Source organism: Hamadaea sp. NPDC050747 (genome assembly GCF_040654195.1).
Taxonomy (GTDB): Bacteria; Actinomycetota; Actinomycetes; order Mycobacteriales; family Micromonosporaceae; genus Hamadaea.
This window is the reverse complement of sequence record NZ_JBFAHM010000009.1, coordinates 147,981-160,310: the sequence shown is the minus strand read 5'-3', so window position 1 is coordinate 160,310 and position 12,330 is coordinate 147,981. Positions and strand designations below refer to the sequence as shown.

Genomic DNA, 12,330 nt, shown 5'->3' with positions numbered 1-12,330 from the left:
GGACTGGAGGTGCCGGTGAGACGTCTGAGCGAGGCCCAAGCGGCGTTCTGGCAGGCATACCTCGAGACTCTGCCGCCGGAGGGCCGGCCGGTCGATCCCTTCGTCGAGGCGTCCTTCGCCGGCCCGCGGGAGTCGACGGACGAACTGCTCGGGCTGTACCTGACGGGACGGAAGACCGCGGGCAGCAGCATCGAGGAGGACTTCCTCGCCGCGGGCGATCCGCTGCCGCGGGTCGGCAACTTTTGGATCCTGCTGACCAGCCGAGAAGAGCCGGGCTGCCTCCTGCGGACCGAAAAGATCGTGGTCCACAAGTTCTACGACGTGCCGCCGGAAGTCGCCCTGGCCGAAGGGGAAGGGGACCTGTCGCTGGATCATTGGCGACGAGTTCACCGAGAACTGTATGAGCCGCATCTCGCCGAGTGGGGCCTGGCGTCGATCGCCGATGCGACCGTCGTCACGGAGTACTTCACCGTGGTGCTCGCCTAGCCGTCGCGCGCACCGGGATGACGCCGGCCGGCAAGAGCGGTGCTAGGCGGCGACCGTGCGGAACGTCGCCCGGTACGCCTGCGGCGTCGTCCCGAGTCGCTTGGCGAAGTGATGCCGCATGGCGGCGGAGTCGCCGAAGCCGCAGCGGACGGCGACGGCGTCGATCCCGAGGTCGGTCTGTTCGAGGACCTGCCGGGCGAGCAGGACCCGCTGGGTGGTCAGCCAGTCGTGCGGGGTGGCTCCGGTCTCGGCCTTGAACCGGCGGGCGAACGTCCGCGGTGCCATGTAGACGCTGGCGGCCAGCGACTCCACGCTGTGCGGGCGGTCGAGGTTCTCGGAGATCCACAGGAGCAGCGGGCTGAGCGTCGGCGCGTCCGGCTCCTCGGGGAGCGGGATGTCCACGTACTGGGCCTGGCAGCCGTCGCGGTGCGGCGGGACGACCATGCGCCGGGCGAGTTTGGTCGCCAGCGCCGTGCCCTGCTCCCGGCGTACGAGGTGGAGGCAGAGGTCGATGCCAGCGGCGGTTCCGGCGCTCGTCAGGAGGTTGCCGTCGTCGACGTAGAGGACTCGGGGATCCACCTTGGCCAGGGGGAACCGGCGCTGCAGCTCGTCGGCGTACTTCCAGTGGGTGGTGCACTCGCGTCCGTCGAGCAGGCCGGCCTCGCCGAGCAGGAAGGCGCCGGAGCACACCGACAGGACGATGGCGCCTCGCTCGTGCGCGTCGCGCAGTGCCTCGGCGGCGGCTTCGGGGACCACGGAGTCGATCGGGTGGGCCGGGACCGCCACAAGATCGGCGTACGCGAGCGGGGTCAGATCGGCGTGCGGGGTCAGCTCGAACCCGGACCGCGTCCGCACCGGGCCGCCGTCCACACTGCACACCTGGAACTCGTAGGGCGGGAAGCCGTCGTCGGTCCGGTCGGTGCCGAAGACCTCACAGATCGTGCCCAGTTCGAAGGGGGCGATCTGGTCCAGGGCCAGCACGGCGACCTTCTGCAGCGGCATGTGACCCAGGCTACCGCGATCCTGGCAGGATTTCGAGGTCGATGGGCGATCCGGCCACTGTTTGGGGAAGCATCGAGGCGGGAGAATTGTTCTCACAAGGGTTCCCACCTCACCGAATGGACGGTTTTCGCCATGTTGTTCGTCCTGATCACGACGGTCGTCGTCACCATCGCCGGGCTCGCCGGCTGGACGGCCGACAGCCGGGACGGCCAGCGCTGGTACCCGGTCTCCCGCTGAAGCGAAGGCTAGGCCCGGCGGTCTGCCGCTAACGCGAAACACCCACGCGCGATGATGTGCGCGTGATCTTCCGACGCCCGATGACGGCCCGGAGCGCCGACGAGGCGCATCGGGCCGCCACGCCGCTCGAACTCTTCTTCGACCTCTGTTTCGTGGTCGCCGTCGCCCAAGCCGCCGCGGTGCTGCACCACGACCTGGTCGACTGGCACGTCGTCCACGCCGTCGGCAACTACCTCTTCGTCTTCTTCGCGATCTGGTGGGCCTGGATGAACTTCACCTGGTTCGCCTCCGCCTACGACACCGACGACGACCCGTATCGCCTGCTCACCCTGGTGCAGATCGCCGGCGCGCTGACGCTGGCCGCCGGTGTTCCCCGGGCGTACGACGGGGACTATCTGGTCATCACCCTCGGCTACGTGATCATGCGGCTCGCCATGGTCACGCAGTGGTTGCGGGCGGCCAAGGCCGACCCGGAACGGCGGACGACGGCGACCCGGTACGCCGTCGGCGTGACCCTGGTGCAGGCCGGTTGGGTGGCTCGCCTCTTCCTCGACCAACCGGCGTACGTGTATGTCGGGCTCGGCCTGATCGTCGCCGAACTGCTCGTGCCGGTGTGGGCCGAGCGGGCGCGGATGACCACCTGGCATCCCCGGCACATCGCCGAGCGGTACGGGCTGTTCACGCTGATCGTGCTCGGTGAAGCCGTCCTCGCCGCCACGATCGCGGTGCAGACCGCCGCCGACGAAAGCCACGGCGTCGACGCCGAACTCCTCGTGCTGGCCGGAAGCGGACTGCTGCTCGTCTTCAGCCTCTGGTGGCTCTACTTCGACCAGACCGCCCAGCGGATGCTCCGCTCGCTGCGGACGGCGATCGTGTGGGGCTACGGCCACTATTTCATCTTCGCCTCCACCGCCGCCATCGGCGCCGGTCTGTCCCTGTCCGTCGACGCGCTCGGCGGGCACGCCCACGTCAGCGACCTGCAGAAGGGATTGGCGGTCGGCGTACCCCTCGCTGTCTGGTTGATCGCGGTCTGGTGGTTGCACGTGTGCCCGCTGTTGCGCGGACCCGCGGTCGTGGCCTCGCCGGTGGCCGCGGTGCTGGTCGTCGCGATGGCCTGGACGCCGGTGGCGGTGCCGCTGATGGCCACGATCACCGCGGCGCTGGCAGTGGTGACCACGTGGGCGGTGCGGCGAGCGACCTGATGATTCGACGCTGGGCTGCTTGAGCCAGGGTTGCTCGATGCCGGCCTGTGCGGCGCGGGCTGTTCGGCGTCGGCTATTCGACGCTGGGCGCGAGGTATCCGGCCGACGCGCAGGCCTCGTCGCGTTCGGCGCGGCTGGCCTCCTCCCGCGCGAGGAGCGTGACGAACTCGGCGAGCTGAGCCGTGTCCGGCACCGCGGAGGCGTTCTCCAGGAAGTCCGCGAGCTGCCGGGCGGCCTTGGCCGACTCCTTCGCAGCCTGCCGGGCCCGGTGCAGGTGGCCGATCTCTTCGACGGTCATGCCCTCACCGTCCCACGGCTACGCGGCATCCGCGCGGGAATGGCATGATCGTCCGATGCCGCCGACGATGACGCTGGGTGACATCGAGATCATCATGCTCGAGGACGGGTCCGGACCGTTCTTCTCGCCGCGCGAGGAGGTCTTCACCGCGACGCCCGACCAGTGGGCGGCGGCCGACGCCTTCGACCCCGGCGCGCGTAGCGCGGAAGGGGAGTGGCTGCTGCGGTTCCGGTGCTTCGCACTGCGCCGCCCGAACGGACGCGTGGTCCTCGTCGACGCCGGAATCGGCCCGGCCGACGCACCTTCGGCGTCCTGGGCGCCCGTTCCCGGACGGCTCCCCGAAGAGCTGGCGGCGGCGGGCATCGAGCGGGACGACGTCGAGACCGTCGTGCTCACCCACGTGCACACCGACCACATCGGGTGGGCGGTCACCGCGGGCACGCCGTACTTCCGCAACGCGCGCTACCTGCTGCAGACCGCCGACTTCCCCCGCTTCGCCTTCGCCGCCCAGCTCACCGCCGCGGGCCAGCTCGACCTGCTCGACGGCGACGCCCGGCTCGCGCCCGGCATCGAGATCGTCGCCACGCCGGGGCACACGCCCGGTCACCAGTCCGTGCTGGTCTCCGACCAGCTCCTGGTCACCGGTGACCTGCTGGTCCACGCGCTCCAGCTCCTCCACCCGACCATCGAGTACGCCCACGAGATGGACCCGGCGTTGGCGCGTGAGTCCCGGGTGGCCGCCTTGGGCAGGCTCGGCGACGCCGGGATCCTCGCCACCCCGCACCTGTCCGAACCCTTCCTGCGCCTCGCTCCCCGCCCGGCGTGATCCCTCCGCCGTGATCACCCGCCCGGCTCACCTTCCGCCCGGCGTGATCATCGCGTCAGCCATGCTGTATCAACGGGCATTTCGCCGCGCGAAGCAGCATGGCTGACGCAACGATCATGGGCGGGTGATCGTGGGCGGGCGATGGCAGGGTGTGTAGTAGCGTCGCGGGGTGCCTGAAGGTCATACGATTCACCGGCTTGCCGCCCGGCACGCGGAGTTGTTCGGTGGGCGGCCGGTCCGGGTGAGCAGCCCGCAGGGACGGTTCGCGGCGGGCGCCGAGCTGATCTCGGGGAGCGTCCTGCGCCGGACGGAGGCGTACGGGAAGCATCTGCTGCATCACTATGCCGGGCATACCTTGCATGTGCACCTCGGCTTGTACGGCGTCTTCAGCGACGGCGAAGGCGTCGCGCCGGAGCCCGTCGGGCAGGTACGCCTGCGGCTGGAGTCCGCCGCGTACTGGCTCGATCTGCGGGGACCGGCCGCCTGTGAACTCCTCGATCCGCCCGAGGTCGAGGCGCTCAAGGCACGGTTGGGCGCTGATCCGCTGCGCGAGGATGCCGACCCGGCGGCGGCGTACGCCCGGATCAAGCGCAGTTCGCTCGCGGTCGCGACGCTGCTGATGGATCAGAAGATCGTCGCCGGCTGCGGCCTCGTGTACGCCTGCGAGGTGCTCTTCCGGGCGGGAATCGAACCGACCCGCCCCGGTACGCGGATCACGCCGGACGAGTGGGCGATGCTCTGGAAGGATCTTCAGGAGCTCATGCGCGAAGGCGTCCGCCGGGGCCGGATCGACACAGTTCAGGCCAGTCACCTGCCGGAGGCGATGGGCCGGGCGCCGCGTGTCGACCGCCACGGCGGCGAGGTCTACGTCTATCGTCGGGCTGGTCAGCCCTGCTTGCTGTGCGGGACGGAGATCCGCCGCGGCACGCTCGCCGCGCGCAACTCGTACTGGTGTCCGCGCTGTCAGGCGGGAACCGTCGCCGGGTCTTGACCGTCCCAGGCTCATGAACGGAACTCGCTTGCTCCTTCCGCTGCTCGCAGCGGTGCTCCTGACGGGCGCCGCCTGCGCGAAGGCCGACTCCGGCACGCCCGGCGACACCGGCTCCACGGGGTCCTACGCCGCTGACGCGGCCGTCGTCCAAGTCTCCTATGTCGGCGGGTTCGTCTCGCCCGACATGCTCGTCACGCGGCTGCCCTTGGTCAGCGTGTACGGCGACGGCCGGGTGGTGACCGAGGGACCGGTGATCGCGATCTATCCCGGACCGGCGTTGCCGAACGTTCAGGTGCAGCGGATCTCGGTGGCCGATGTGGACAAGCTGGTGAAGCTCGGCGTCGACGCCGGGGTCGGGGCGACCGCCGACTACGGGCAGCCCGGGGTGACCGACGCGCCGGACACGAAGTTCTCGGTGCTCACCACCTCCGGTCTCAAGACCAGCCAGGTGTACGCCCTCGGCGAGGCGAACGGCAGCGGCCTGACCGACGCCCAGATCCAGGCGCGGGCGAAGCTCAAGGCGTACCTGGATCAGGTGACCGACCTGCCGAAGACGCTCGGCGCGGGCGCCGTCTCGGAATCGAAGCCCTATGAGCCGGCCGGTCTCGCCGCCGTCTCCCGGCCGTGGAACGCCGATTCCAGCGGCGTCGGCCAGCAGCCCGAGGTCGCCTGGCCAGGGCCGGCGCTGCCGGGCGACCCGGTCCGGCCGGGCTTCGACCTCGGCTGCGTGACGGTCACCGGTGCTCAGCTGACGGCTGTCCTCGACGCGGCGGCGAAGGCCAACACGGCGACCCCGTGGACCTCGGGCGGCAAGCGCTGGTCGGTGGCCTTCCGGCCGCTGCTGCCGGACGAGGCGAGCTGCGCCGACCTCAAGGAATAAGCGACCCGGATCGGGGTACCGGCCGGGACATGACCGTCATGCCCGGCCGGGCCGAGTCGTACTGGATGGACTCCACCGAGGCGACCGGTTACCCCGAACTCACCGAAGACATCCAGGTCGACGTCGCCGTGGTGGGTGCCGGCATCGTCGGCGTCAGCACGGCCTGGGAGCTGGCCAAAGCCGGCCGCTCGGTCGCCGTGCTCGAGGCCGACCGGATCGTCGCCAACACCACCGGCTACACCACCGCCAAGCTCACCTCACTGCATACGCTGATCTATCGCCGGCTGACCGTCAACCTCGGCCCCGAAGCGGCCCGCCTGTACGCGACCTCGCAGCAGGACGCGATCGGCCGCGTCCACGAGATCGCCGCCGACCTCGGGATCGACTGCGATCTGGAGACGCGTCCGGCGTACACCTATGTGACCGAGGAAGACGGGGTCGACAGCGTCCGGGCGGAAGCCGAGGCGGCCCTCGACGCCGGTCTGCCGGCCCAGTTCGTCACCGCCGGCACCCTGCCGTTCCCGATCGCGGGCGCCGTCCGGGTGGACGGGCAGGCCCAGTTCCATCCCCGCAAATACCTGCTCGGGCTCGCCGCCGACCTCGTCGCCCACGGCGGGCTGATCTTTGAGCGTACCCGGGTGATGAGCCTGGAGGAGGGTCGCACCTGCCGCGTGACCACGGAGAACGGCCACACGGTGACCGCGCGGGACGTGGTCGTGGCCACCCACTACCCGGTGTTCGACCGCGGCCTGCTGATGACGCGCCTCATCCCGCACCGCGAGCTGGTCGTGGCCGGCGTGATCCCGGAGAGCGACGACCCGAACGGCATGTTCATCACCCCCGAGGACGACACCCGCTCGGTACGCACCGCCCCGCTGGGCGACGGCCGGCGGCTGGTGATCGTGACGGGGGAGAAGTTCGCGCTGGGCAGTCCCGGCGTGAGTGACCGGCTGTGGCGACTCGTCGGCTGGACGCGCCGGGTGTTCGACGTCGAGGAGATCACCTATCACTGGGCCGCCCAGGACAACGTCAGTACGGACGGGGTGCCGTTCGTCGGGCCGCTGCACCTCGGCTCGGAGCACACGTGGGTCGCGGGCGGGTTCGGCGGCTGGGGGATGAGCAACGGCGTCATGGCTTCGAGGCTGCTCACCGCGCTCATCACCGGCTCCTCGCGGCCGCCCTGGGCCGACTTCTACACGCCGAAGCGCGTGCACCTGCTCACGGAGGCGCCGTCCTTCGTCAAGAACTCGGCATTCGTGGCGAAGGAGTTCGTCGCGGGCCGGCTACGTGCGTCCCACGTGGACGGTGTGGCCGACGTCGCGCCGGGGCAAGGCGCGGTGATGCGGGTCAACGGCCAGCGGTGCGCGGTCTACCGGGACGACGACGGCAAGGTGCACGCCGTCACCGCCACCTGCACCCACCTCGGCTGCACCGTCGGGTTCAACGACGCCGAGCGTACGTGGGACTGCCCCTGTCACGGGTCGCGGTTCGACGTGGACGGCAACGTCCTGCACGGACCGGCGAAGAACGCGCTGGAGTCGCGCGACGTCTCCTGACGGTCGCTTGCGTGGGGCGCTGCCGCGCGGGGCGCTGCCGCGTGGGGCGCCGGATCAGGGATCTCGGTCGAATCATGGTCCAAGATTCGACCCGGAACGCTGATCCAGCGCCGACGAGCGCTCAGTGGGGGATGACTCAGGAGAGCCGAGCCTGTAGCGCGGGCATGAGCCGGACGAGCACCACCAACCCGGCCACGCCGGTGAGGGCGGCGGTCCACCACACCGCACCCCGTCCGGCGTACGCGAACAGGAAGGTGGTCAGCACGGGCCCGGCGAGCCGCGCCAGCGATCCGGCCCAGATCATCGCGCCCTGATAGCGCCCTTGGGCGTGCGCCGGTGCCAGGTCGGCGGCGATGCCACCGGCGACGATGCCCGCGGCGACCTCGCCGATCGACCAGATCACGGCGCTGAGGGCGTACCCGGCGGGTGTGTGGACCAGGCCGGTCGTGCCGATGCCGACTCCGACGAGGGCCCACGACCAGCCGAGTACGTGCAGCCGCCCGAACCGGGCCAGCCACGGGTAGAGCACCGGTTGGAGCAGCACGACCAGGATCGCGTTGACGACGGCGACCGCGCCGAAGACGGCCGGGCTCAGCCCGTCCAGCCGGATCGAGAGCGGGATGGCGTACTCGGTGAGGCTGTAGACGATCTCCTGGGCCAGGTCGAGCGCGATGAAGACCAGCATGAGCCGGTCGGCGAACAGCACGCCGTAGCCCCCTTTCTCGCCGGCACGCCGGACCCTCGCCACCCGTGGGAGGAGCATCGCGGCGATGACCGCGAAGATGAGGCACGTCACCGCGTCGATGGCGAACAGCAGCGCGTACCCGTGGGCGGCCAGGAACCCGGCGGTCGTCGCCGCGCCGGCGGTGCCGATGTTGAACACCCAGTGCATCAGGCTGAAGGCCCGCGTACGCCGTTCGCCGCTCACCGAGGCGGCGACGAGCGCGTTCGCCGCCGGGGGATAGAGCTTGCCGGTGACCCCGACGAGGACGGCCGCGGCCGTCATCAGGGCGATCGTCGGCGCGACATAGAGCGCGCCCAGCGCCGCCGGAGCCGCGACCAGCCCCACGATGAGGGCGGTGCGGGGACCGATCCGATCGGCCAGCCAGCCGCCGGCGACCGAACCGGCGGCCCCGCCGAATCCGAGCGCGATCACGATGGCGCCGGTGGCGGAGGTCGAGACGCCCTTGGCGCCGAGGAAGAACACGAGGAACGGCACCACCATGGTGCCGATCCGGTTGGCGAGCGTACCGGCGGCCACGATCCAGAATGTGCGCGGCAGGTCGCCGAAGAGACTGCTTCGGGGGGCAGTGACGGTGCTGACAGCCATGATCGAAAGCCTCGGGCCCGCGCACCGTCCGGAGTACTGTTTTAGCCCGAGCTGAATGTTGAGGAGCTGGGATGCTGACGCTCGAGTTCTCCACCGGGGACATGGCCCGGATCCGGTTCGCGCTGTCGTGCCTGTGGGAGGTCGCGTCCAGCTATCACGTCCTGCAGGCTCCGGAGAACTACACCGTCCAGCGGCCGTGGGTCGACCAGGTCCACGCGCGCGTCCGGGCGGCGGGTCTCGGCCCCGGCAGCCTGCTGTCCGCGCTCATCCCGCCCGGTCCGCGCTACATGCCCGACTTCCTGACCCCACCCTCGGCCACGCTGACCCCCAGCCTGGCGGAGGAGCTTCAGGTCGTGCTCGCCACGCCCCATGAAGTCGTACGCACAGAGCTGAACCTGATCGAGTGGCCCCGCAACGCAGCAGTCCAGGCGCTGTACGACGACCCGGCGACGGGTCTGCGGCGGCTGGCCGACGAGATCACGGCCTACTGGGACATCGCCTTGGCCGAGCACTGGCCCCGGATGAAGGCGCTGCTGGAGGCGGAGGTCTTCCACCGGGCCCGGCTGCTGGCCGAGGAGGGCGCCGTCGGCCTGCTCAACGGTTTGCACGACGCCATCGGCTGGCAGGACGACACGTTGTCCATCGCCCACAAGATGTGCGGCGCCGAAGTCCCGTTGAGCGGCAACGGATTGCTCATCGTCCCGGCGATCTTCGTGTGGCCCGCCGTGCGTACCGTCACGTCGCCGGAGAACCCGCAGTTGGCGTACCCGGCGCGGGGGATCGCCACGCTGTGGGAGAGCGCCGCCCCGGCCCCGGCCGCCCTCGCCGCCGTCATCGGCCGCAGCCGTGCCCAACTACTCGTCGAACTCGCCGCACCACTGTCTACAACGGACTTGGCTCGGCGTACCGGCATGTCCGCCGGCGGCGTATCCCAGCATCTCAGCGCACTGCGAGCGGCCGGTCTCATCACCGCCCACCGCGCCGGTCACGCGGTGCTCAACATGCGTACGCCCGCAGCCGACACGTTGCTGGCCGCGGGCGTCGCCTGACGACGCGTCAGCAGTGGGCGAAGCCGCTACCCGGCAGCCGATCGTGGTAGATCTCCTGCTCGTCGGCGGTGAACCCGGCGACCTCCAGGCTCAGACAGCTGCCGCCGTTGACCGCGGCGACGGCGTCATAGCGATACTGGTCCCAATCGTTGCCACACTCGCCCGAAGCCGTGCAGATGTCGAGGTGCAACGTCGTCGGCACCCCGCGATACTTCACCTTCACCAGCCGGGCGCAGGTGTCGGTCCCGTCCCAATAGACGTAGGAGCGCGCGGCCAACTCGCCGTTACGGGTGTCGTAATGGCTGAACGAGTGCACCAGCCGGCCCGCACAGCCATACCCGTAGCCGTCGGCGGCCGCGGGATTCGCGTACGCGAACAACCCGGCCGCGGACAAGACGGCCGCAGACAGGACGGCGGTCGCGGCGATGGCGGCGGTCCTCCGCAAACGTCGCATGCGGTTTCCTCCTGATCGGTGGACGATGAGTCGCCTCGATCCTTCCATCCGATAAGTCCGCATTGCGGGTGTTTGCGGAATTTCGCGCATTCTCGTCTTCAGCGATCGCTGCCGGTCGGCGACATTCGCCCTCGGTATGCGCCAAGGCCCCGTTCTGCGCGGCACCTTTTGCTTATCTTCGGCGGAGGGTGTTGTGGACGGGCCTTCGGAGCGGGTCGGCGCAGGAGTTGCCGTGGCGTGCCCTCGGTATGCGATTTCTGCCCGTTTCTCGGGATCATTCGCCGTGGGTGTGCGCTCAGGCTGGGTTTTGCGCATAGGGAGGGTGAATGTCGCGGCGACCCGTCCTCAGATCGCACATGTAGGGCGCATTGCGGCGGTCGCGCGGCTGGCGCGTCAGCATCTTCGGTGGAGGGTGTTGCGGACTGGTCTTCGTTGTGGGTCGATGAAGGTGGGTGGGAGGAATTCGGGGAAGCCGTCGGGTCGGATGCGGACTTCCCAGTGCCCGTGGTGGATTTCGCGGTGGTGGAATCCGCAGAGCAGGACGCTGTTGGCCAGGCAGGTGTTTCCGCCGTCTGCCCAGGCCTTGAGGTGGTGACCGTGGCACCACTGGGGTGGGCGATCACATCCCGGGAAGGCGCATCCCCTGTCCCGCAAGACGAGTGCCCGCCGCAGTGGCCCGTCGATCAGTCTGCGGGCGCGGCCGAGGTCGAGGATTTGGCCGTCGCCACCGAGCACAGCGGGGATGATCATGGCGTCGCAGGCGAGGCGTCGCACCGTCTCGGGGGTGAGTAGGTCGCCGGTGTCGAGCAGGCCGGCGCCGACTTTGGCTTGCAGGGCGTCCCAGGGCAGGGTGACGGTCAGGTGCGGTTTCTCGCCACCGTTGTCGGGTAGCTCTGCGGCGTTGAGGATCCGCTGGCACAGCTCGACCAGCGCATCAGCCCGCCTTGCACCCGCCGAGCGCAAATCTGCCTCGCCGGGCAGCGTCCGGCCAGCTGAGCCCGCAGCACCGTTTCTGCCCGCGCCGCCTTCCCAGGCTGCGCCGCTACCTCCGCTCGCGTTGCCGTTGCCGCTCACGCTGCCGCCTCCGCTCGGGCTACCTTCCCAGCCTGCGTGGCCGTCTCCGCTCGCGCCGCCTTCACGCCCAGCGCTACCTTCCCAGCCTGCGCCGCCATCGCCGCTCGCGTCGCCTCCACACCCCGCCCCGCGGTTCCCGTTCGCGCCGAGGTTCCCGTTCGCGCCGCCGTTCCCGCTTGGCGCGCCAGCACCGGCGCACGCGCGACCGGGACCGGCGCACTCACCGGACGCGGATGCCGCCCCGGTCGCTGCGGTCGGGGCGGGTTTGCGGGGCGCGGACAGCGGGTCGAGGGCGGTTCGGACGATCGCGGCCATCTCCGCGTCGAGCACGCCGCGTACGCGGTATTCGCCGTTGCCGTAGGGGATGAGGGTGAAGTCGCGCCGATCGTGGGCGGAGCGTTCGGCGCGTTCCACCTCCCGGTGCAGGCGTTCTTCGGCGATCTCGGGTGCGACCATCTCCAGGATCTGCGACCGGTGCTTCTCCAACACCTCCGGGCGAAGGTGGTCGTCGACAGCCAACCTTGTCAGCGCGTCGGCGGCCTTCGCCTTGCCGACCTCGCCGACTGCGGAGGGCAGGTCGTGGACGGTCTTGGCGATGACCCGCGCCTGCTCCACGTTCACCCGGCCATCCGACAGCGCCGACTCGACCAAGGGAATCGAGGGCAGCATCGACGCCAGAGACGCCCACGCACGAGCGTCCCTGTCCCGGATCGCCAGCAGAAACGTCAGCCAGTTCACCGTCCCGGTCGCACCCGCGTTATGCGGAACCTCACGCCCGTCCGCGGTGGCGATCAACGCCGCCAACCGACCCGACAGACGTTGAATCAACCCGAACGTACGCCGCACTTCGTCGGTGATCTCGGCGTCCGAAAGTGTCCACAGGGGACCGGCGAGCAGCTCGGCGACATCCGCCTCGACCTGCTCCAACACCCCCGTGCCCATGAG

General features: G+C 70.3%; 12 protein-coding genes. 7 read left to right on the top strand and 5 right to left on the bottom strand.

What is annotated here, in order from left to right; translation table 11 throughout:
* Nucleotides 1-15 precede the first annotated feature (15 nt).
* Entirely contained in the window at nt 16-486 is a 471-nt protein-coding gene (locus AB0H43_RS22650) for an ASCH domain-containing protein (RefSeq protein WP_360002011.1), read from the top strand.
* Nucleotides 487-528: 42 nt separating this feature from the next.
* Here AB0H43_RS22650 and AB0H43_RS22645 read toward each other — a convergent pair whose 3' ends face one another.
* A complete protein-coding gene (locus AB0H43_RS22645; protein ID WP_360002010.1) occupies nt 529-1,488 on the bottom strand; it encodes a helix-turn-helix domain-containing protein in 960 nt (319 codons plus the stop codon).
* 299 nt (nt 1,489-1,787) lie between these two features.
* Here AB0H43_RS22645 and AB0H43_RS22640 point away from each other — a divergent pair, with 299 nt between their 5' ends.
* A complete protein-coding gene (locus tag AB0H43_RS22640; RefSeq protein ID WP_360002008.1) occupies nt 1,788-2,927 on the top strand; it encodes a low temperature requirement protein A in 1,140 nt (379 codons plus the stop codon).
* A gap of 73 nt (nt 2,928-3,000) precedes the next feature.
* On the opposite strand, the gene AB0H43_RS22635 is transcribed toward AB0H43_RS22640, so the two are convergent.
* Nucleotides 3,001-3,225: a hypothetical protein gene (locus AB0H43_RS22635; RefSeq protein WP_360002006.1), complete on the bottom strand. Its 225-nt coding sequence runs from the start codon at nt 3,223-3,225 to the stop codon at nt 3,001-3,003.
* 55 nt (nt 3,226-3,280) lie between these two features.
* On the opposite strand from AB0H43_RS22635, the gene AB0H43_RS22630 reads away from it, so the two are divergent.
* The 4 genes from AB0H43_RS22630 (at nt 3,281) to AB0H43_RS22615 (ending at nt 7,478) form a co-directional block, all read left to right on the top strand.
* Nucleotides 3,281-4,051: an MBL fold metallo-hydrolase gene (locus AB0H43_RS22630; RefSeq protein WP_360002004.1), complete on the top strand. Its 771-nt coding sequence runs from the start codon at nt 3,281-3,283 to the stop codon at nt 4,049-4,051.
* Between the two features lie 169 nt (nt 4,052-4,220).
* Nucleotides 4,221-5,042 carry a zinc finger domain-containing protein gene (locus AB0H43_RS22625; RefSeq protein ID WP_360002002.1) on the top strand — a complete coding sequence of 274 codons (822 nt, stop codon included), beginning with the start codon at nt 4,221-4,223 and terminating at the stop codon, nt 5,040-5,042.
* A gap of 13 nt (nt 5,043-5,055) precedes the next feature.
* The gene (locus AB0H43_RS22620) at nt 5,056-5,922 is read left to right on the top strand and encodes a hypothetical protein (protein WP_360002000.1); all 867 of its coding nucleotides are present in this window, start codon (nt 5,056-5,058) and stop codon (nt 5,920-5,922) included.
* 29 nt (nt 5,923-5,951) lie between these two features.
* Nucleotides 5,952-7,478 carry an FAD-dependent oxidoreductase gene (locus AB0H43_RS22615; protein ID WP_360001998.1) on the top strand — a complete coding sequence of 509 codons (1,527 nt, stop codon included), beginning with the start codon at nt 5,952-5,954 and terminating at the stop codon, nt 7,476-7,478.
* Between the two features lie 136 nt (nt 7,479-7,614).
* Here AB0H43_RS22615 and AB0H43_RS22610 read toward each other — a convergent pair whose 3' ends face one another.
* Nucleotides 7,615-8,808 (bottom strand): MFS transporter, encoded by a 1,194-nt coding sequence (locus tag AB0H43_RS22610; RefSeq protein WP_360001996.1) that lies wholly within the window; start codon nt 8,806-8,808, stop codon nt 7,615-7,617.
* A 71-nt stretch (nt 8,809-8,879) separates the two neighbouring features.
* Between AB0H43_RS22610 and AB0H43_RS22605 the strand changes: the two genes are divergently transcribed.
* A complete protein-coding gene (locus AB0H43_RS22605) occupies nt 8,880-9,857 on the top strand; it encodes a DUF5937 family protein (protein WP_360001994.1) in 978 nt (325 codons plus the stop codon).
* A 7-nt stretch (nt 9,858-9,864) separates the two neighbouring features.
* Here AB0H43_RS22605 and AB0H43_RS22600 read toward each other — a convergent pair whose 3' ends face one another.
* Complete coding sequence (locus tag AB0H43_RS22600; RefSeq protein WP_360001993.1) at nt 9,865-10,311, bottom strand: hypothetical protein; 447 nt, start codon at nt 10,309-10,311, stop codon at nt 9,865-9,867.
* A 393-nt stretch (nt 10,312-10,704) separates the two neighbouring features.
* Nucleotides 10,705-12,327, bottom strand: a complete 1,623-nt coding sequence (locus AB0H43_RS22595; RefSeq protein ID WP_360001991.1) for a DUF222 domain-containing protein — start codon at nt 12,325-12,327, stop codon at nt 10,705-10,707.
* Between the last annotated feature and the right edge of the window lie 3 nt (nt 12,328-12,330).

Excerpts from the sequence above, each read along its gene's own strand:
- AB0H43_RS22645 (WP_360002010.1), bottom strand. The coding sequence starts at position 1,488 with ATGCCGCTGCAGAAGGTCGCCGTGCTGGCCCTGGACCAGATCGCCCCC.
- AB0H43_RS22635 (WP_360002006.1), bottom strand. The coding sequence starts at position 3,225 with ATGACCGTCGAAGAGATCGGCCACCTGCACCGGGCCCGGCAGGCTGCG.
- AB0H43_RS22630 (WP_360002004.1), top strand. The coding sequence starts at position 3,281 with ATGCCGCCGACGATGACGCTGGGTGACATCGAGATCATCATGCTCGAG.
- AB0H43_RS22620 (WP_360002000.1), top strand. The coding sequence starts at position 5,056 with ATGAACGGAACTCGCTTGCTCCTTCCGCTGCTCGCAGCGGTGCTCCTG.
- AB0H43_RS22615 (WP_360001998.1), top strand. The coding sequence starts at position 5,952 with ATGACCGTCATGCCCGGCCGGGCCGAGTCGTACTGGATGGACTCCACC.
- AB0H43_RS22610 (WP_360001996.1), bottom strand. The coding sequence starts at position 8,808 with ATGGCTGTCAGCACCGTCACTGCCCCCCGAAGCAGTCTCTTCGGCGAC.
- AB0H43_RS22605 (WP_360001994.1), top strand. The coding sequence starts at position 8,880 with ATGCTGACGCTCGAGTTCTCCACCGGGGACATGGCCCGGATCCGGTTC.
- AB0H43_RS22600 (WP_360001993.1), bottom strand. The coding sequence starts at position 10,311 with ATGCGACGTTTGCGGAGGACCGCCGCCATCGCCGCGACCGCCGTCCTG.
- AB0H43_RS22595 (WP_360001991.1), bottom strand. The coding sequence starts at position 12,327 with ATGGGCACGGGGGTGTTGGAGCAGGTCGAGGCGGATGTCGCCGAGCTG.